This is a genomic window from Burkholderia sp. Ac-20392 (assembly GCF_017104585.1).
Classification (GTDB): domain Bacteria; phylum Pseudomonadota; class Gammaproteobacteria; order Burkholderiales; family Burkholderiaceae; genus Burkholderia; species Burkholderia lata.
Genome location: NZ_JAAGPB010000148.1, coordinates 1 through 17,583 on the forward strand (window position 1 = coordinate 1; position 17,583 = coordinate 17,583).

Annotated in this window: 16 protein-coding genes, 1 pseudogene and 1 riboswitch; of the genes and pseudogenes, 8 read left to right on the plus strand and 9 right to left on the minus strand. The window is 67.4% G+C overall.

Annotation, left to right across the window (positions count from 1 at the left end):
* The 4 genes from G3N99_RS17830 to G3N99_RS17845 form a co-directional block, all read left to right on the plus strand.
* Positions 1–515: endonuclease/exonuclease/phosphatase family protein (locus G3N99_RS17830; protein WP_346778489.1), on the plus strand; the 515-nt coding region annotated here is incomplete at its 5' end.
* 285 nt (positions 516–800) lie between these two features.
* On the plus strand, positions 801–1,187 hold the full coding sequence (locus tag G3N99_RS17835; protein WP_174938728.1) for a DUF883 family protein: 387 nt from the start codon (positions 801–803) through the stop codon (positions 1,185–1,187).
* 64 nt (positions 1,188–1,251) lie between these two features.
* Positions 1,252–1,836 (plus strand): YSC84-related protein, encoded by a 585-nt coding sequence (locus G3N99_RS17840; RefSeq protein ID WP_174938730.1) that lies wholly within the window; start codon positions 1,252–1,254, stop codon positions 1,834–1,836.
* Positions 1,837–2,072: 236 nt separating this feature from the next.
* The gene (locus G3N99_RS17845) at positions 2,073–3,125 is read left to right on the plus strand and encodes an AI-2E family transporter (protein ID WP_041493358.1); all 1,053 of its coding nucleotides are present in this window, start codon (positions 2,073–2,075) and stop codon (positions 3,123–3,125) included.
* Positions 3,126–3,168: 43 nt separating this feature from the next.
* Here G3N99_RS17845 and G3N99_RS17850 read toward each other — a convergent pair whose 3' ends face one another.
* From G3N99_RS17850 to G3N99_RS17875, 6 genes and pseudogenes are all read right to left on the minus strand, one after another.
* Positions 3,169–3,684, minus strand: coding sequence for a thioesterase (locus G3N99_RS17850; RefSeq protein WP_206123061.1), 516 nt, complete (start codon positions 3,682–3,684; stop codon positions 3,169–3,171).
* 208 nt (positions 3,685–3,892) lie between these two features.
* Positions 3,893–4,909, minus strand: a complete 1,017-nt coding sequence (locus G3N99_RS17855) for an NADP-dependent oxidoreductase (protein ID WP_206123062.1) — start codon at positions 4,907–4,909, stop codon at positions 3,893–3,895.
* Between the two features lie 37 nt (positions 4,910–4,946).
* Positions 4,947–5,735: an SDR family oxidoreductase gene (locus G3N99_RS17860; protein WP_059521513.1), complete on the minus strand. Its 789-nt coding sequence runs from the start codon at positions 5,733–5,735 to the stop codon at positions 4,947–4,949.
* A 466-nt stretch (positions 5,736–6,201) separates the two neighbouring features.
* Positions 6,202–6,792, minus strand: a complete 591-nt coding sequence (locus tag G3N99_RS17865) for a phosphatase PAP2 family protein (protein WP_174944618.1) — start codon at positions 6,790–6,792, stop codon at positions 6,202–6,204.
* Between the two features lie 81 nt (positions 6,793–6,873).
* The gene (locus G3N99_RS17870) at positions 6,874–8,190 is read right to left on the minus strand and encodes an Nramp family divalent metal transporter (protein WP_174944621.1); all 1,317 of its coding nucleotides are present in this window, start codon (positions 8,188–8,190) and stop codon (positions 6,874–6,876) included.
* Positions 8,139–9,191, minus strand: a pseudogene (locus G3N99_RS17875) (helix-turn-helix domain-containing protein). Before G3N99_RS17875 ends, G3N99_RS17870 begins: the two are co-directional and overlap by 52 nt.
* Positions 9,192–9,687: 496 nt before the next feature.
* Between G3N99_RS17875 and G3N99_RS17880 the strand changes: the two are divergent.
* Both G3N99_RS17880 and G3N99_RS17885 read left to right on the plus strand, forming a co-directional pair.
* Positions 9,688–10,611 carry a LysR family transcriptional regulator gene (locus G3N99_RS17880; protein WP_174938740.1) on the plus strand — a complete coding sequence of 308 codons (924 nt, stop codon included), beginning with the start codon at positions 9,688–9,690 and terminating at the stop codon, positions 10,609–10,611.
* 105 nt (positions 10,612–10,716) lie between these two features.
* Positions 10,717–11,118, plus strand: a complete 402-nt coding sequence (locus tag G3N99_RS17885; RefSeq protein WP_206123063.1) for an OsmC family protein — start codon at positions 10,717–10,719, stop codon at positions 11,116–11,118.
* 103 nt (positions 11,119–11,221) lie between these two features.
* Here G3N99_RS17885 and G3N99_RS17890 read toward each other — a convergent pair whose 3' ends face one another.
* Entirely contained in the window at positions 11,222–12,103 is an 882-nt protein-coding gene (locus G3N99_RS17890; RefSeq protein WP_206123064.1) for a Dyp-type peroxidase, read from the minus strand.
* 490 nt (positions 12,104–12,593) lie between these two features.
* On the opposite strand from G3N99_RS17890, the gene G3N99_RS17895 reads away from it, so the two are divergent.
* Entirely contained in the window at positions 12,594–14,456 is a 1,863-nt protein-coding gene (locus tag G3N99_RS17895) for an ABC transporter ATP-binding protein (RefSeq protein WP_206123065.1), read from the plus strand.
* Positions 14,457–14,662: 206 nt separating this feature from the next.
* Positions 14,663–15,376 (plus strand): riboflavin synthase subunit alpha, encoded by a 714-nt coding sequence (locus G3N99_RS17900; protein WP_206123066.1) that lies wholly within the window; start codon positions 14,663–14,665, stop codon positions 15,374–15,376.
* 42 nt (positions 15,377–15,418) lie between these two features.
* Here the strand turns inward: G3N99_RS17900 and G3N99_RS17905 are convergent, their stop codons facing one another.
* Together G3N99_RS17905 and G3N99_RS17910 are read right to left on the minus strand one after the other, a co-directional pair.
* Positions 15,419–15,997: a hypothetical protein gene (locus G3N99_RS17905; RefSeq protein ID WP_206123067.1), complete on the minus strand. Its 579-nt coding sequence runs from the start codon at positions 15,995–15,997 to the stop codon at positions 15,419–15,421.
* Between the two features lie 95 nt (positions 15,998–16,092).
* Positions 16,093–17,334 carry a voltage-gated chloride channel family protein gene (locus G3N99_RS17910; protein ID WP_174982220.1) on the minus strand — a complete coding sequence of 414 codons (1,242 nt, stop codon included), beginning with the start codon at positions 17,332–17,334 and terminating at the stop codon, positions 16,093–16,095.
* A gap of 79 nt (positions 17,335–17,413) precedes the next feature.
* Positions 17,414–17,517: riboswitch (Fluoride riboswitch) on the minus strand.
* Positions 17,518–17,583: the final 66 nt, after the last annotated feature.

A 17,583-nucleotide genomic window follows, 5' to 3' on the forward strand; every position in this document is an offset into this window, starting at 1 on the left:
TCGCCGATCGCGACCAGTCGAACGGCCAGGGCTGCTGGAATGCGGCGCGCACGCGAGCCGCCGCGCGCGTCGCCGACTGGCTCGCCACGTCGCCGACAGGCACCGCGGCCGATGGCGTCCTGCTGATCGGCGACCTGAACAGCTACGCGAAGGAAGATCCGGTGCGCGCGCTCGAATCGCGCGGCTACGCGAACCTGGTCGCCCGCTTCGTCGGCGATGCTGCGTACAGCTACGTATTTCGCGGTGAAGCGGGCAGCCTCGACCACGCACTCGCCACGCTGCCGCTCGCCGCGCGCGTGAAGGCCGTGCACGTCTGGCACATCAACGCCGACGAACCGGTCGCGCTGCAACCCGTGCCCGATTACAAAACCTCCGTGCAACGGGCGACTTATTACGCACCCGACGCGTACCGGTCATCGGATCACGATCCCGTCGTGATCGACGTCGCACTTGGCGACGGCGGCACATTCGCGGCCCCGGGCACGAACCGTGCTCGTCGACCAAGCGTCGATTAGTGCATTTGCATCAGCACAAGGCCTGCAACGGCACTATTTACCTGATGCCCCTGGCGACGCGATATTTACCGGACCTTCACTGCGTACCGCAGCCCGATACGCCGCTTCGCCCGGAATGCGAATTTTTTTCAATCCCCGTGCCGCCCCGTACGGCGGGGCTTCGCGGCAATCTTGCCGACGAATTGAAAATTCGTCTCGAAACAAAATCGGGCCAAGTGAATCACACAGGTTGCTGGGATTCGTCTTATCTTCAAATTTGCCTTGAATCGAAGGAGGATAAACACCATGGCGCTCACCGACTCGATCGAACACAAGCTGGACCGCGGCCTGTCCGACATTCGTCGCACGGGCCGGCGCGTGGGACGCACGACGCGCTCGGCCGCCCGCGACCTGCATGCCGACGTCACCGACGATCTGCGCGGGCTGGTCGACGAACTGGAAGATCTGCTGAAAAACGATGGCGACGGCGATATCGCCGCGTTGCGCAAGCGCGTGCAATCCAGGCTCGATGAAGCACGCAGCACGCTCGACCATGCGTCGGGCAGCGCGGCCGCCCGGCTGCGCGATTCGGCCGAACGCGTGTCGCAGGTCGTACAGGACAACCCGTGGCAAACCGCCGGCGTCGTCGCCGGCCTCGCGTTCGTTGCGGGCCTGCTCCTTGCCCGCCGTTGAACGGAGCCGGCCGCCACGCGCCCGCCCCGTCCGTCCTCAATCAGACAAACGAAGGAGAAACGCCATGCAGAAGACCTTTGCCATGAAAGCCGCCGCCGCCGTCCTGCTCGGCAGCCTCGCGCTCGCCGGCTGCACGACCACGCCGGACAAACCGGAAAACGCGTCGACCAGCGCGTCGAAGCGCCAGTCGATCGACGCCAGTGTCAACGCGACGCTTTCGCGCCTCTATTCGACGGTGCCGGGTTCGCGTGAACTCGTCGCGAAATCGCGCGGCGTGCTCGTGTTCCCGAACGTGCTGCAGGCCGGCTTCATCGTCGGCGGCCAGTCCGGCAACGGCGCACTGCGCGTCGGCGGCAGCACGGTCGGCTACTACAACACGTCGTCGCTGTCGGTCGGCCTGCAGGCCGGCGCGCAGTCGAAGGCGATCGTGTTCCTGTTCATGACGCAGGATTCGCTCGACTCGTTCCGCAAGTCCGAAGGCTGGGCCGCGGGCGCCGACGCATCGGTCGCGGTCGTGAAGGTCGGCGCGAACGGCGCGGTCGACTCCAACACGGCCACCGCCCCGGTCGAGGTGCTGGTCCTGACCAACGCGGGCCTGATGGGCGACCTGTCGGTGAACGGCACCAAGGTCACGAAGCTCAATATCTGACGATGCGGCACGCGGCGTCGCGCCGCGTCTGCTTCCCGGCAGCGCCGCGGCCTCGGCCGCGGCGTTTTCGCATGTGCCGCCCGCAGCGGCTATGATGGCGGCACCTTTGCGGGCATACTCCGCATCGGGCCACCCCGCAGCGCATTTCGCCGCGAACCCGTGACGATCGCGAACCGATCGGGCGCGGGGCAACGAGATTCAATCAAACCACGCATCAATCTGCGCGAATGTCATCCATGGAAAGCGGACACGACCACCAAAAATTCTTTTATTTCCTGCTGGCCGCGGTCACCGTCGGACTCTGCTGGATCCTCGCGCCGTTTTCCGGAGCCGTGTTCTGGGGCACCATTCTCGCGATCCTGTTCCAGCCCGTGCAGCGCTGGCTCGCCGCACGCTTCGGCAAGCGGCGCAACCTGGCCGCGCTCGTGACGCTGTCGCTGATCGTCCTGATCGTGATCCTGCCGCTCGTGTTCGTCGCCGCGACGCTCGTGCAGGAAATCGCGTACGTGTACCAGGAAATCAAGACCGCGCAGCCGAACTATTCGCAATACTTCCAGGACATCATCCACGCGCTGCCGTCGTCGATCCAGCACCTGCTGCAGAAATACGGGCTGAGCAACCTGCCGGGCATCCAGAAGAAACTGACCGACGGCGCCGCGCAGATCAGCCAGCTCGCGGCCACGCAGGCACTCAGCATCGGCCAGAACACGTTCCAGTTCGTCGTGAGCTTCGGCGTGATGCTGTACATGGTGTTCTTCCTGCTGCGCGACGGCGGCGAGATCGGCCGCCGCGTGCGTCGCGCGCTGCCGCTCGACGACGAGCACAAGAACCTGCTGCTGGCGAAATTCACGACGGTCGTGCGCGCGACGGTGAAGGGCAACATCGCGGTCGCGCTCGTGCAGGGCGCGCTCGGCGGCCTGATCTTCTGGATCCTCGGGATCGAAGGCGTCGTGCTGTGGGGCGCGCTGATGGCGTTCCTGTCGCTGCTGCCCGCGATCGGCGCGAGCCTCGTCTGGGTGCCCGCCGCACTCTACTTCCTGATGATCGGCGCGCTCTGGAAATGCGCGATCCTCGTTGCGTTCTGCGTGGGCGTGATCGGCCTCGTCGACAACCTGCTGCGCCCGATCCTCGTCGGCAAGGACACGAAGATGCCCGACTGGGTCGTGCTGATCTCGACGCTGGGCGGGATGGCGCTGTTCGGCATCACCGGCTTCGTGATCGGGCCGCTCGTCGCCGCGCTGTTCATGGCGAGCTGGGACATCTACGCACGCTCCGAACAGGGCGAATGACGCATCGCGCGGCCGCGTGCGACGCACCTGCCAGCACGCGCCGTCACGGATGACGAATGCGAATTACGACGGGCGCCACGGCGCCCGTTTCTTCATCCGCCGCCAGCATCATCACGCCGCCATACGGACCCACGCGATACGTGCGGCCCGATACCAGCGGCACGCTTCGATCGTCGTGCGCATCGCGCCACGTCGCACGCACACGCGAAGCGATATCCGGTGCGAACGGCGCACCGTCGGGCCCGACCAGCGCCACCTGGGCGCCCGGCAAACGCCGGCCATGTGCATCGAATCGCAGCGTTGCCGCCGCCCCGCCGTTCGCCCTCTCTCGTCCTTCCACCACCACGCCCGACCGCGCGTCGAGCGACACGTCGTAGAGATCGACGAGCGCACCCGCGAACCGCACGACACCGCCTGACGCGGCGTGCCCGGCCGCCACCGCATTCGACATCGCGAACGCCACGCCAAGCCCGATGGCGATCCTCCACACGGCATCGGCACACCGCACCGTTCGATTGCGCCTCGCCACCGATGTCGCCCGCTTCGCGTCGTTTCGCATGCTCCCGCTCCTCTGCCGCGTGACCAGAAAAAAAGGCGGCGTGACGCGTCGGTCACGCCGCCTGTCTGCTGGCCATCACTTTAGGGAGAGACGTCCGGAGAATATATGGGACTAGTCCGAAACTAAGACACGATTGATCGAACGCACCGCGTTCGACACCCGCTCGCGGCAGCGTACGAACGGTATCGCACGCCGTGCCGCGGGCTGGTCACGCGTCGGGATCGACGCGCAGCACGAGCTTGCCGCGATGGTCGCCGTCGAACAGGCGATTCAGCACGTCGGGCGCATTCTCGAGGCCGTCCGCAACAGTCTCCTCGGCCTTGAGGCGGCCGTCGCGCAGCCAGCCCGCGAGCGTCTGTACGGCCTCGCGGCTCTTGCGATAGTCGAGGATCAGGAAGCCGCGCATCGTCAGCCGCTTCGAGATCAGCACGCCGACGTCGTCCGCCGCGCGCCCGCTGTTGTAGTTCGAGATCACGCCGCACAGCGCGACGCGCCCGCCGATCACCATTCGCGACAGCACCGCGCGCATCACTTCGCCACCGACATTTTCGAAGTTCACGTGCACGCCGTCCGGCGTCGCCGCCTTCAGCCGCTGACGGAAATCGTCGGCCTTGTAGTCGACGGCCGCATCGAAGCCGAGCGTCTCGGTCAGGTAGCGGCACTTGTCCGCGCCGCCCGCAATGCCGACCACGCGCGCACCGTGGATCTTGCCGATCTGCCCGGCGATCGAGCCGACCGAGCCGGCCGCCGCCGATACCACGAGCGTCTCGCCCGGCTGCACCGGCGCGATGTCCGTCAGCCCGTAGTACGCGGTCAGCCCGCTCATCCCGCATGCGCCGAGCAGCGTCGGCAGCGGCAGGCCCGACGCCGCGGGCAGCTTCACGAGCTGCGCGGCCTGGTCGGCCGGCACGACCGCGTAGTCCTGCCAGCCGACGAGCCCCTGCACGAGATCGCCTTCCGCGAACCCTGCATGGCGCGATGCGACCACGCGCCCGATGCCGAGCGCGCGCATCACTTCGCCGATCGCGACGGGCGGCAGGTACTGCGGCACGTCGCTCATCCACACGCGGTTGGTCGGGTCCATCGACAGGTACAGCACGCGCACGAGCACCTCGCCGTCCGCGAGCGCCGGCACCGGCGTCTCGACGAGCGAAAAGTGTTCGCGCCCGACCCGCCCTTCCGGGCGCGTCTTCAGCAGCAGTTGGCGGTTCACGGGTGTGGACACGATGTTCTCCTCCAGTCGTTGTGGTTCGGGATGCGCGTCAGACCGCGCACATGCCGCCGTCGATCACGAGTTCGGCGGCCGTCACGAAGCGGCTCTCGTCGGACGCGAGATACACGGCCGCGTGCGCGACGTCGTCCGGCTCGCCGAGCCGGCGCAGCGGAATGCCGCGCGCGAGCTTGCGCGTCGCGTCGCGTTCGCCGAGCGACTGGAACAGCGGCTCGACGATCCCCGTGCGGATGAACGCCGGGTGAATCGAGTTGCAGCGCACGTCGATCTCGCGGCGTGCGCAGTCGATCGCGACCGACTTCGTCAGCGACGCAACCGCCGCCTTCGACGCGTTGTACGCGGTGAAATCCGGCTCGACCTTGAACGCGGCCACCGACGAGATGTTGATGATCGATGCGGGATGGCTTTCGGCCAGATACGACAGCGCATGCTTGCAGCCGAGCACGATGCTCTCGACGTTGATCGCCATCACGCGCCGCCATTCGTCCAGCTCGATCTGCGCGGGCGAGCCGATCGAGCCGACGCCCGCGTTGTTGACGAGCACCGACAGCCCGCCCATCGCATCGACCGCCTGCGCGAGCAGCGCCTGCCAGCGCGCTTCGTCGCGCACGTCCTGCGTCGCGGCGAACGCGACCGGCGTCGCGTGGCCCGCGTTGAGTTCCTGCGCGAACGCATCGAGCACCGCCGCGTCGGCGATGTCGGTCACGAACACGCGTGCGCCCTGCTCGACCATCCGGCGCGCGATCGCGCGGCCGAGGCCGCCCGCGGCGCCCGTGATGTATGCGCACTTGCCGGCAAGGCGCGAAGAAACGACTGTCATGTGACCTGCTCCTATCGTGAATCGTCGTCGCAGAACGCTGCCGCGACGGGTTGGCCGTGCCTGTTCCGGCCGCCACGGGCCGGTTGACCGTGCCCCGACATCACGAGGCGCTGCACGGTTTCCGCGAGTATATCGAGATGAACCTGACGCGTGCCGGACGCGCCGGGCAGCCTGCCCCGGTTGAACGACAGCCAGCGTACGCGAATGCCGCCAATCGATGAAATGAATAATCGTTATGCCCGGTCATAGGCATGGTTCATGACCTTCATGTGCCACTACGCGGCACGGGCCAGCGGTACCCGCGAGTCGCGCAGACCGGCCGGTTCGTCGATTCAGGGAATGACGGAGCGCTGCGTTCCGCGCAAACGCGAAAGCAATCGGGAAGGTGAATGATGTGGAATCGTGCAACCGCCGGGCGAATGCCGGCGGCAAGCAAGCGGCGCCGGGGCGCCGCGACCGGCTACGGTCAGAACCCGTCGCCCGACGGCGCGCGCACGAACGCGCAGAGTTGCGGCGAGTGGGTGTCGATCATCTGCTGGAACGGCGCACGATGCCCGTACGCGATGCCCGACACGAGCAGCAGGCAGGCGGCCGCGACGCGCGGCGAGAACGCACGCTGCCGCGCGCCGTCGTAGCCACGCAGGAACAGCAGCGCGACCAGCGCACCGAGCATCCAGCCGACGATCACTTCCGGAACGGTATGCGAATGATCGAACACGCGCGCGACGGCCGTGACCGCGCCGACGGCCAGCCCGGCCGCGATGCCGGGCGCCTTGCCCGGCCGGAACGCCTGCCACAGCATCGACAGCGCGACGGTCCACACGGACGTCGACAGCATCGTATGGCCGCTGATCACGCGGAAATCGAATTGCGGCAGCTCGATGCCGCACCCGGCATAGAGGATCTTGGTGGCGCCGACGAGGCCCATGCCGGCGGCGAGCAGCACGCCCCAGCGGACGGCGAGGCGCCAGTCGGTCAGCGCGAACCACGCCGCGCACGTCAGCGCGATCGGCAAGGTCAGCGCGGCATCGCCGATGTTGCTGATTTCACTCCACATAACGGACTTCGGACGACGATCGAAAGGCCGCAGTTTACCGCATGCGCGCCGCGCGACTGTGTCAGCCTGTGACAGGCTGTATCAGCCCGCGACACCGGTAATCAGCAGCAGGTTCGTGCCGGTGATGACGACGAACAGCGCCCACGCGGCAATCTGCATCCCGCGCCCGATCGTGTGCTCGCCCATCGTGTTGCGATCGCTGACCGAGCGGATCAGCGGCCACATCGCGAACGGCAGCTGCAGGCTCAGCAGCACCTGGCTCCACACCAGCAGCTGCCCGACCGAGCCGTCGCCGAGCCACAGCACGCCGATCAGCGCCGGCACGAGCGCGAGCCCGCGCGTGATCAGCCGGCGCTGGTAGCACGGGATCTTCGTGTGCAGGAAGCCGTCCATGATCACCTGGCCGGCGATCGTGCCGGTCAGCGTCGAGCTCTGCCCCGACGCGAGCAGCGCGATGCCGAACAGCAGCGCGGCCGCGCCGCCCGCGATCGGCGTAATCAGTTTGTAGGCCTGCTCGATGTCGGTCACGTTGTGCTGGCCCGTCGCGTGGAACGCCGCGCCCGCGACGACCAGGATCGCCGCGTTGACGAGCATCGCGACGAACAGCGACACGAAGGTATCGATGCGCACCAGCGCCAGCGTGTCGCGGATCATCCCGCGCGCGCCGCCGACCACGCGCCGCGTCTGCACGACCGACGAATGCAGGTACAGGTTGTGCGGCATGATCGTCGCGCCGACGATGCCGAGCGCGAGCACGATCGCGTCCTTGCGGTCGTGGCCCGGATCGCCCGGCACCAGCCCGCCGACCACCGCGTGCCAGTCGGGCGGCGTGATCGCGACCTGCGCGACGAAGCAGAACGCCATCGTCGCGATCAACGCGAGCACGATCGCCTCGATCTGCCGGAACCCCTTGCCCTGCAGGCCGAGCACGATCACCGTGTCGAGCGCGGTCAGCACGATCCCCCACGCGAGCGGCACGCCGAGCAGCAGCTTGAACGCGAGCGCGCAACCGAGGACTTCCGCGATGTCGCACGCGATGATCGACACTTCGGCCGTCACCCACTGAACGATGCGGCCGAACCGGCCGTAGCGGTCGTAGCTGGCCTGCGCGAGATCGCGGCCGGCAACGAGGCCGAGCCGCGCCGCGAGCATCTGCAGGAAGATCGCGGCGAGGCTCGAGAACGCGACGACCCACAGCAGCGAATAGCCGAACTGCGAGCCGGCCTGGATGTCGGTCGCCCAGTTGCCGGGATCCATGTAGCCGATCGCGACCAGCAGGCCGGGGCCGAAGAAGCGCTTGAGCTTCAGCCAGCGCGGCGCACCGGCATCGATCGTGATGCTGCCCTTTACTTCCGACGGGCAGAAAGGGGCGGTGGCGGTAGTGGGGAGGAAGGGCATGGAAACCGGGGATCGAGATCGCGACAGGACGATTCTACGGGTATCCGGCCGGTTTTCTCCCGCGCGGCCTCTCACGCGGCGCAATGCTCCCCGGCGCCATCGCAGGCCCCCTCGCCCGCATCGGTCGGCCTCATGCCACGGGTGAGGATCCTTTCGCGCTCGGTGACGCGGAATTCGGTCGGCGACATCTGCATGCGCTGGCGAAACAGCTTCGCGAGCCGCTCGCCGCTGCCGAACCCGGTGCGGCGCGCGACCTTGTCGGCCGGCAGCGTCGTGTGGACGAGCATGTGGCAGGCGCGCTCGAGCCGCACGTGCTGGACGAACTCGGTCGGCGTCACACCGATTTCCTTCTTGAAGCGCCGCAGGAAATTACGCTCGCTCATCGCGGCAGCCTGGGCGGCGTTCGCGATCGAGATGCGGTTCACGCTCTGCGCGCGCAGCCGCTGCGCCGACATCCGGATCGACGGGCTCGCGCTCAGTTCGCGAAAGGCCCACATCGACTGCGTATAGCGTTGCTCGACCGGCCGCAGCATGTTGCTGGCGATCTCCTGCGCGGCGCCGTCGCCGAGGTCGACGCGGAACATGTCGAGCACGGCGGCGAACACGTCGGTTTCGCCGGCCTGCAACTCGACCGTCGTGGCGACCCGTCGCCCGCCCCGGCCGGGCCGCTCGTCGATCGCCGCCGACGGACGCTGCATGGCCGCCAGCGTGGGCAAATCCATCCCGTCGACGATCCAGCGCGCATGGCGGCGAATGTCGGTGAGGCGACGCTGCAATGCGTCGTCCCAGTTGATGGCCGCGCGGTCGCCATGAAGATGAAAGAACGCGAGCGCGCGGCGGCCGTGCTCGTCGCCAAGCGGATCGGCCGCGATGCTCACGCCGGAGGATGACTGCAACAGCCCCCCGCTTTCGGACACGTACTTCAGCTGGTAGTCAGCACTGTATGCGTGCAGGCGATTCGCCAGGTTGAAAGCCTCGCCAATACGCGCGGCCTGGGCCAACGAAAATCCCGTACTCAAATAGATAACGACCCATCTCTGATCTGCTGCATTCACTGGCCAAGCCCCCGACTTGTTCGACTTCTTCTAATACCGTCGAACTGTCAGGCTTATATTTGGTTTGAATGCGTGCGACAGGACGGCTATCCCGAAATATGAAGCGACGGCATCTTAGCCGAACGGGTCGCGCCTTTGGCGCGAAATGGCCGACGTGGACAGCATGATGGCGGATTACTACAGGCTGTCAGGGGTGACTGACGGGCCTGCATGGAATTACGCGGGCCGATATCGCCAATTATTGCGATTGTGTGCGGTGCAATCCGCGCATTTCATTGCGACTAATTGCGTCGGGTATCCGGATAAATGCACAGTTGAATATCGGCGCAAACGATATCGACGCTTATCCAATGCCATCGATCGCCATGCAGGAAAGCCGGCGTATCCGTTGCCTGCGCATCCTTTAGAATCGGTCCACCCTTCACCACGCCGCCCGCGCCCCGTGCCCGCCGATCACCGTCTCGACCTGAACCTGTTTCGCGTGCTTGACGCCGTCTATGTACACGGCGGCATCGGCGCGGCCGCCCGCGCGCTGCACCTCACGCAGCCGGCCGTCACGCATGCGCTCAACCGGCTGCGCGCGCATTTCGACGATCCGCTGTTCGTGCGGCAGGGCAACCGCGTCGTCGCAACCGAGCGCACGCGTTCGATCATCGCGGACGTACAGTTGCACCTGAAGGGCCTGCAAGGCACCGCGCGCGCACCGTCGGCATTCGATCCCGCGACGCTCGACCTGAGCATCGCGGTCGGCATTCGCGACGTGCTCGAGTCGATCGCGCTGCCGCGGATCGTCGCCGCGTTCGCCGACGAAGCACCGGGCCTGCGGCTCGTGAGCCGCCGCATCGCGGTGGCCGACATCGAGCGCGAACTCGCATCGGGCAATCTCGATCTCGCCGTCGATCGCCGCGTGCCGACCGGCCCGCGCATCGCCACCGAACATCTGCTCGACGATTCGCTCGTCGTCGCGCTGCGCGCCGATCATCCGCTTGCGCGCGACCCGCTGCGGCGCGGCGACTATTTCGCGGCGCAGCATGTCGCGGTGTCGTCGCTCGGCGAGCCGCAATCGCTCGACGTGCTGCTCGGCAACGACGGCCGCTTCCGCGATATCCGGCTCACCTGTCAGCACTATTTCGCCGCATGCCAGATCGCCGCGACCGGCAACCTGCTGGTCACGCTGCCGCACACCTATGCGTTGCGGATGGCCGCGCTGCTGCCGATCGTCGTGCGACCGCTGCCGTTGCGGCTCAAGCCGTTTCCGCTCCTCGCGTACTGGCACGAATCGCGCGATGCCGATCGCGCGCACCAGTGGGTGCGCGAACGCATCGCCGCGCTCGTGCGCAGCAGCGCGAGCGTCACCGACGCATAGCCGCGCGGCGTACGCCGTCACGATCGGGACGGTATGCTGACGGCTGCGCGCCGCCCCGCGGCGCCCGCTTCCCCTTTCCCGCTTCCCGCTGACCGGAGACTTGCCATGTCGCTCATCCATGCCACCGCCATCCTCGACGCCGATGCGCCCGACTACGTCGTCCAGCTGCAGGCCGGCACGCATGCGCTGACCGGCGACGAAGCGCCACGCGAAGGCGGCCAGGATCGCGGGCCGGCGCCGTACGAGTTCGTGCTGGCCGGCCTCGCGCAATGCACGGCCGCGACGCTGCGCATGTACATGCAGCGCAAGACGTGGCCGGCCACGCGCATCGACGTGCGCACCGAGCTGCATGCCGATCGCGACGGCACGCAGTACGTGCGCCGCGTCGTGACGCTCGACGGCCCGCTCGATGAAGCGCAACGCCAGCGCCTCGCCGAAATCTGCGAGAAGACGCCGGTCACGCAATTCATCAAGCGCGGCACGCGGATCGACACGACCTTGAACTGACACGCAACGCACGAAAGCACGCGGCACACGATCGCCGCGCAAAAAGAAAAGGGGGGCCGCGCACGATGCGCGGCCCCCCCTTTTCGTCGAACCCGTCAGGCGCTTACAGTCCGAGCGCGGACAGGTCGAGCTTGCCGTCCTTCAGCGGCGGGCACCAGAAATACGCGCCCGTCAGCGGCCGCGTAAAGCGGAACAGGCCGTCGACAATCCCGTCATCCGCGCCGCTCATCCGGCGCATCTGCACGTCGAACGCGCGGAACGAGCAGCCGAACGCGACGAAGTAGAGGCCCGCGCGACGCGCGTCCGACCACGGCGACGAACGACGCAGCATGAACGCCTCGGGCTCGAAGCTTTCCTGCGCGGTGCGCTTCACGTGCGCGAACTCGGGTGCGTCGTCGAGTTCTTCGTTGTCCGAGCGGCGGCGCCCGATGATGTTGTCCATGTCGCCCGACGGAATGCGCTCCATCTGGTCGAAGTCGTGCAGCCATTGCTGGACCGCGACGAAGCTCGCCCCGTCGAGCCCCGCACCCTGCCCCGTCACGATCGCCGCGGCCACCGCGTCGTCGCCTTCCGGATTCTCGGTGCCGTCCTCGTAGCCGGACAGGTCGCGATCGTTCGAATAGCGGAAACCGTCGACTGCGTCCTGCAACTCGAATGCCGGCGCCAGCGCGCGTTCGATCGCCCGCGCGCGCAGCACGATCTCGCCGCGGTCGTCGCCGCGCAGCCAGATCCACACGTCGGCCGGCGTCGCCGGCAGCGTGCGGTCCTTCACCGCGAACGTCGGGAATTCGGTCAGGCCCGGCACCGGGCGCCCGAGGTGCGCCGCCAGCGCATGCCCGAACCCGACCACCGTGTCGCGTCCGTCGACGATCTCGCGCAGCGCGGCCAGCGCCGCCGCCACATTGCCGTCATTCGACATCGTGAAAGTGAGGTATCGGGCCGCCGTATCGATCGGGGTCAGGATGCCTTGCTGAACGTCGCTCATCGTTTCCTCAGGAATGTATCGTGGTGAATCTGCGCGGGCCGCGGCGTCGTGCGCCGCAGACGCTGAAGTGTAATCGATGCGCGTGCCGGCCCTTGCGCTGCCGCACTGTGGAAGGCCCGCAAACGCAGGGCCAAAAGACCGAATACTAACCGTATCGACGCTGCAACGCCGCATTCATCAGACGTTGCGGCGCGCCCGACACTGCTGATAGAATCTTTTCACGTCTTTTCGGCGTCCTTTCAACCGTTCACTTCAGGGGAGGTGCAGATGTTCCGAATGCCAGCAACCTTCCCGAACGTGGTCCCACGGCGCAGCTGATCCAGTCCGCCGTCCGCGCCGGCTCCCGAGTTTTCCGCTAACCCGTCAGCCGCGCCGTTTCCCGACAGCCCGTTTCGTTTTCCGACCGTGATTTTCGCGCGGCCCGGCTGTTGCGTTTTCGATGTTCTCCGAACCGGAAAGTCCCGTCGCGCGATGCGCCGGGCAACGATAAATGACCAGAAAAACCTCCCATCTGGGCGGCCAGGCATTTCAGGCCGTCTTCGGCTTCACCTTCCGTTACTGGCGCAAGCAGCCGGCCCGCACCGCCACGGTCGCGAGCCTTGCGCTGCTCGCCGCGCTTGCCGACGTGCTCACGCCGCTGTTCGCCGGTCGCCTCGTCGATGCGTTGTCGACCGGCCTGACCGACCGCGCCGCCGCGTGGCATGCGGCCCTCGTCGCCTTCGGCACGCTTGCCGCGCTCGGTCTCGGCGCGACGGTGCTGCGGCAAGGCGTCTACCTGAACATCATCACGCTCACCTTGAAGATGATGAGCGAGATCGCGGCCGCGTCGTTCCATCGCGTGCAGCGCTTCTCGACCGACTGGCACGCGAACAGCTTCGCGGGCTCGACCGTGCGCAGAATCACGCGCGGGATCTGGGCGCTCGACCTGCTGAACGACACCGTGCTGATCGCGCTGCTGCCGTCGGTCACGATGCTCGTCGGCGCCACCGTGCTGCTCGGTACGCACTGGCCCGTGATGGGGCTCGTCGTCGGCGCGGGTTCGCTGCTGTACATCACGGTGACGGTGGCGGTGTCGCTCGGCATCGTCGCGCCGGCCGCGCGGCTCGGCAACCTGTGGGACACGCGCATGGGCGGCGCGCTCGCCGATGCCGTGAGCTGCAATGCGGTCGTCAAGGCGTTCGGCGCGGAAACGCGCGAGGAAGCGCGGCTCGCGCGCGTGATCGGCAAGTGGCGGCAACGCACGCGCCGCACGTGGGTGCGCGGCACGTTCAACGGCGGGTTGCAGGGTGCGATGCTCGTCGCGATGCAGGCCGCGATGATCGGCGTCGCGCTGCGGCTGTGGGCGAACGACGAGGCGAGCGTCGGCGACATCGCGTTCGCGCTGACGATGTTCTTCATGCTGCAGGGCTACCTGCGCGACGTCGGCATGCACATCCGCAACCTGCAACGCTCGGTGAACGACATGGAAGAACTCGTCGCGCTCGAACGCCAGCCGCTCGGCATCGACGATCGTCCCGGCGCGCCGGCGATCCGGATCGGGCAAGGCGAGATCCGCTTCGAGCACGTGACGTTCCGCTACGACAACCATCCGGTGCCGCTGTACAACGATTTCTCGATGCGGATCGCGCCGGGCGAGCGTGTGGGCCTCGTCGGCCACTCGGGGTCGGGCAAGACGTCGTTCATCAAGCTGATCCAGCGCCTGTACGACGTGTCGGGCGGCCGCATCACGATCGACGGCCAGGACATCGCGCAGGTGCGGCAGGATTCGCTGCGCAGCCAGATCGCGATCGTCCAGCAGGAGCCCGTGCTGTTCCACCGCACGCTCGCGGAGAACATCGCCTATGCGCGCCCCGACGCGAGCCGGGCCGACATCGAACGCGCCGCGCGGCTCGCCAGCGCGCACGACTTCATCGCCACGCTGCCGGACGGCTATGACACGCTCGTCGGCGAGCGCGGGATCAAGCTGTCGGGCGGCGAACGCCAGCGGGTCGCGATCGCGCGCGCGTTCCTCGCCGATGCGCCGATCCTGATCCTCGACGAAGCCACGTCGAGCCTCGACAGCGAAAGCGAGCTGCTGATCCAGCAGGCGATGGAGCGGCTGATGGTCGGCCGCACGACGCTCGTGGTCGCGCACCGGCTGTCGACCGTGCGCGCGCTCGACCGGCTGCTGGTGCTCGATCGCGGCAAGGTGATCGAGGAAGGCAGCCACGACGCGCTGATCCGGATCGACGGCGGCATCTATCGCCGGCTATTCGAGCGGCAGGCGCTGGAGCTTGCGAAGGGGCTCGCCGATTCGCCGCGACGCACGGCGGACGACGATGCCGGGCCGCTGGGCGAGCCGGCCGAGGTTTGATGCAAGCGTGTCGCGACACGCGCCGGCGGTGCGGTCATCGCCGCCGGCGCACGTCGACAAACGGATCCGGATCGAGGCCGTGCCAGGTGCACGGCCTTTTTTCGCCCGCGACGCTGGCCGGACACCCCGACGCCACGCGCCGCAAGGCCGCCGCGTCCAGGATCACTTATCATGTCGACCAGGAAATTTGCGACTAGGGATCGACCATGTTTACAGGAATTGTCCAGGGCGTTGCCACCATCAAGACCATCGCCGATCACGGGGAACTGAGAACCTTCAGCATCGAATTCCCGGAGCGCTTTACCGACGACATCGAGATCGGCGCCAGCGTGTCGGTCGACGGCGTCTGCCTGACGGTGACGACCATCCATTCGCCGGAGCTGATCGACTTCGACGTGATGCTGCCGAGCCTGCGGATCACCACGCTGGCCGACCTCACGACGGGCGCGCACATCAACGTGGAGCGGGCCGCGAAGGACGGCGCGGAGATCGGCGGGCATCCGCTGTCCGGCCATGTCGACTTCACCGGGACCATCCGGCACATCGCGATGTCCGAACACAACCGGATGGTGCGCATCAGCGTGCCGGAGGCGTTCAAGCGGTATGTGTTCGCGAAGGGTTATATCGCGATCAACGGCTGCAGCCTGACGGTGTCCGACGTCAACCGCGACGAAGGCTGGTTCGATGTCTGGCTGATTCCCGAAACGCGCCGCGCGACGACCTTCGATGCAAAGGGCGTCAACGACACGGTCAACATCGAGATCGAGCGCAGCACGCAGGTGGTCGTCGACACGATCCGGGAAGCGGTCAAGGAAACGCTCGGTGAGCTCAACGGCGTCGTCACCGCATTGCTGGCGGAAAAAGGCATCGATATCGAGGAACTGCTGGCGCGGCATGTCGCGCGGCTGCCGAAGCAGTAACGGGTGTCGGCGCGCAGGGCCTGTTATTCGCGTGAACAGGCCCTAGGTGATCCGCTGGATCACCGAGTACCGGCTGCCGTCGGAAAACACCTCGACCCACGGCTCCGATTCCTCGAACGTCCAGAGCACAAGATCGAGGTCGATCGGCGCGTCGTCGTCGGGCCAGGGCATGTTCCATCCGCCCGCGACGGCCACCACGCCGCCCGTGTAGAGCGGGCATTGCGCCATCCACTCATCCTCGTAGTCGTGCGCCGCGATGCCCTTGAAGTTGCTGTTGAATCCCCAGTCGCGTTGCCAGCCATGCGCGTCGAGATAGGTGCCGATCGCAGCGGAGCCGAAGCGGAACACGGCTTCGATCGGCGGGAGCGATGTTGCTTCGGATCGGCACAGCGGGCGTTCGGAACGGACGGGTTGCGCGGTGGTTTCCACGCGGCCCGATCTCCCGTCCTCGTCGAGATACACGTTCAGCCACGTGCCGTCGCGCTCGACGGAAAGGCACAACGCACCCGCTTCGACACCATGCCAGTAGCCGGTGACGGGCTCACCGTCTTCCGCGAAGCGGTATTGATGGGATGGCCTGGCGAGGCGCCGCGCTTCGATCAGAAAGTCTTCCAGCGTCATTGAGTGGCTCCTGATAGGTTTTCGGTATTCAGCAAACGGCATCGGGGAACGGTCGACGGGGATGAGCAGTGGTCATGCGCTCTCCCGCGCCCACCTCACTCGGCTTCCACCCGCGTACCCTTCCCCACCGCCACCCGCTGCGCGCGATAGATCCCCGCGTGCCCCGAGAACAGATACGCAACGACACACGCAACGATCGCATACACGCCGATATCTGCGCCGAACAGTTCGATCGCCATGATCGTCGACGCGATCGGCGTATTGGCCGCGCCGGCGAACACCGCGACGAAGCCGAGCCCCGCGAGCACGGGTACCGGCAGCGCCAGCACCTGTCCGAGCGCGTTGCCGAGCGTCGCGCCGATGTAGAACAGCGGCGTCACTTCGCCGCCCTTGAACCCCGACGCAAGGGTGACGACGGTGAACGCGAACTTGCCCGCGAAATCGTAGAGCGGCAGCGGGCCGTGGAAGGCGGCCTCGATCGTCGGGATGCCGAGGCCGAGATACTGCGGCACGTTCAGCGCGGTGGCGGCCGCGGCGACCAGCAGGCCGCCAAGCACCGGCTGCAGCGGCGCATAGCGGACGACGCGCCTGAACCACGCGGTCAGCGCATGCGTCGCGAACGCAAACAGCCGCCCGACCACGCCGAACGCGATGCCCGCCACGACCGTCACGGCCAGCCCCGTCGCCGACACGGCCGGCACGAACGGAATCGCATAGGCCGTGTGATGTACGCCCCACGCGCGGCAGACGACGTCCGCGACGATCGCCGACGCAACGCAGGTCAGCAGCGCGTCGTACCGCACGCGCCCGATCGCGAGCACTTCGAGCCCGAACACGGCGCCCGCGAGCGGCGTGCCGAACACCGATGCGAAACCGGCCGCGATGCCGCCCATCAGCAGCACGCGGCGATGCTCCCGATCGAGACGGAACACGTGCGTGACGCGATCGGCGAGCGCGCCGCCCATCTGCACGGCCGTGCCCTCGCGCCCGGCCGAGCCGCCGAACAGGTGCGTGACGACGGTCGCGACGAGCACGAGCGGCGCCATCCGCTTCGGCACCAGCGCCTTCGGGTCGTGGATCTCGTCGATCAGCAGGTTGTTGCCGCGCGCGACGGACTGACCGAAGCGATGGTAGATCCAGCCGGTCGCGAAACCGGCGGCCGGCAGCCCCCACAGCAGCCATGGATGCGCGACGCGCGTGCCGGTCGCCCAGTCGAGCGCGATCAGGAACAAGGCGGAAGCCGTGCCGGCCAGCGTGCCAAGCAGGGCCGAGAGCGCGAGCCAGCGGCACACATAGCGCACGGTCGCGAGAAGATCGGCAGAAGTCGTGAAAAACATGATTTCCAGATTCGACGGAACATCAAAACCTGGGCGGCAGAATACCGCGTGGACGGCCTGCGACCTCCTGACGACCCAGGAACACGCAGGCATCATCAGCCGGGCTAACCGGCGGTTGAGGGCCGCACCGTGCGCAACGCGCCGAATACGACCGCAGGGAGGCATGCCATCTCCGCTGGCCGCCATTGTACGCGACGCCCCGCGCCGCCCGCAATGCGGCCACCGGATGGCGCCGCGCGCGCCGCCCGG

Coding starts and splice junctions, on each gene's coding strand:
- G3N99_RS17835 (WP_174938728.1), top strand. CDS start 801: ATGGCGCTCACCGACTCGATCGAACACAAGCTGGACCGCGGCCTGTCC.
- G3N99_RS17840 (WP_174938730.1), top strand. CDS start 1,252: ATGCAGAAGACCTTTGCCATGAAAGCCGCCGCCGCCGTCCTGCTCGGC.
- G3N99_RS17845 (WP_041493358.1), top strand. CDS start 2,073: ATGGAAAGCGGACACGACCACCAAAAATTCTTTTATTTCCTGCTGGCC.
- G3N99_RS17850 (WP_206123061.1), bottom strand. CDS start 3,684: ATGCGAAACGACGCGAAGCGGGCGACATCGGTGGCGAGGCGCAATCGA.
- G3N99_RS17860 (WP_059521513.1), bottom strand. CDS start 5,735: ATGACAGTCGTTTCTTCGCGCCTTGCCGGCAAGTGCGCATACATCACG.
- G3N99_RS17865 (WP_174944618.1), bottom strand. CDS start 6,792: ATGTGGAGTGAAATCAGCAACATCGGCGATGCCGCGCTGACCTTGCCG.
- G3N99_RS17870 (WP_174944621.1), bottom strand. CDS start 8,190: ATGCCCTTCCTCCCCACTACCGCCACCGCCCCTTTCTGCCCGTCGGAA.
- G3N99_RS17885 (WP_206123063.1), top strand. CDS start 10,717: ATGTCGCTCATCCATGCCACCGCCATCCTCGACGCCGATGCGCCCGAC.
- G3N99_RS17890 (WP_206123064.1), bottom strand. CDS start 12,103: ATGAGCGACGTTCAGCAAGGCATCCTGACCCCGATCGATACGGCGGCC.
- G3N99_RS17895 (WP_206123065.1), top strand. CDS start 12,594: ATGACCAGAAAAACCTCCCATCTGGGCGGCCAGGCATTTCAGGCCGTC.
- G3N99_RS17900 (WP_206123066.1), top strand. CDS start 14,663: ATGTTTACAGGAATTGTCCAGGGCGTTGCCACCATCAAGACCATCGCC.
- G3N99_RS17905 (WP_206123067.1), bottom strand. CDS start 15,997: ATGACGCTGGAAGACTTTCTGATCGAAGCGCGGCGCCTCGCCAGGCCA.
- G3N99_RS17910 (WP_174982220.1), bottom strand. CDS start 17,334: ATGTTTTTCACGACTTCTGCCGATCTTCTCGCGACCGTGCGCTATGTG.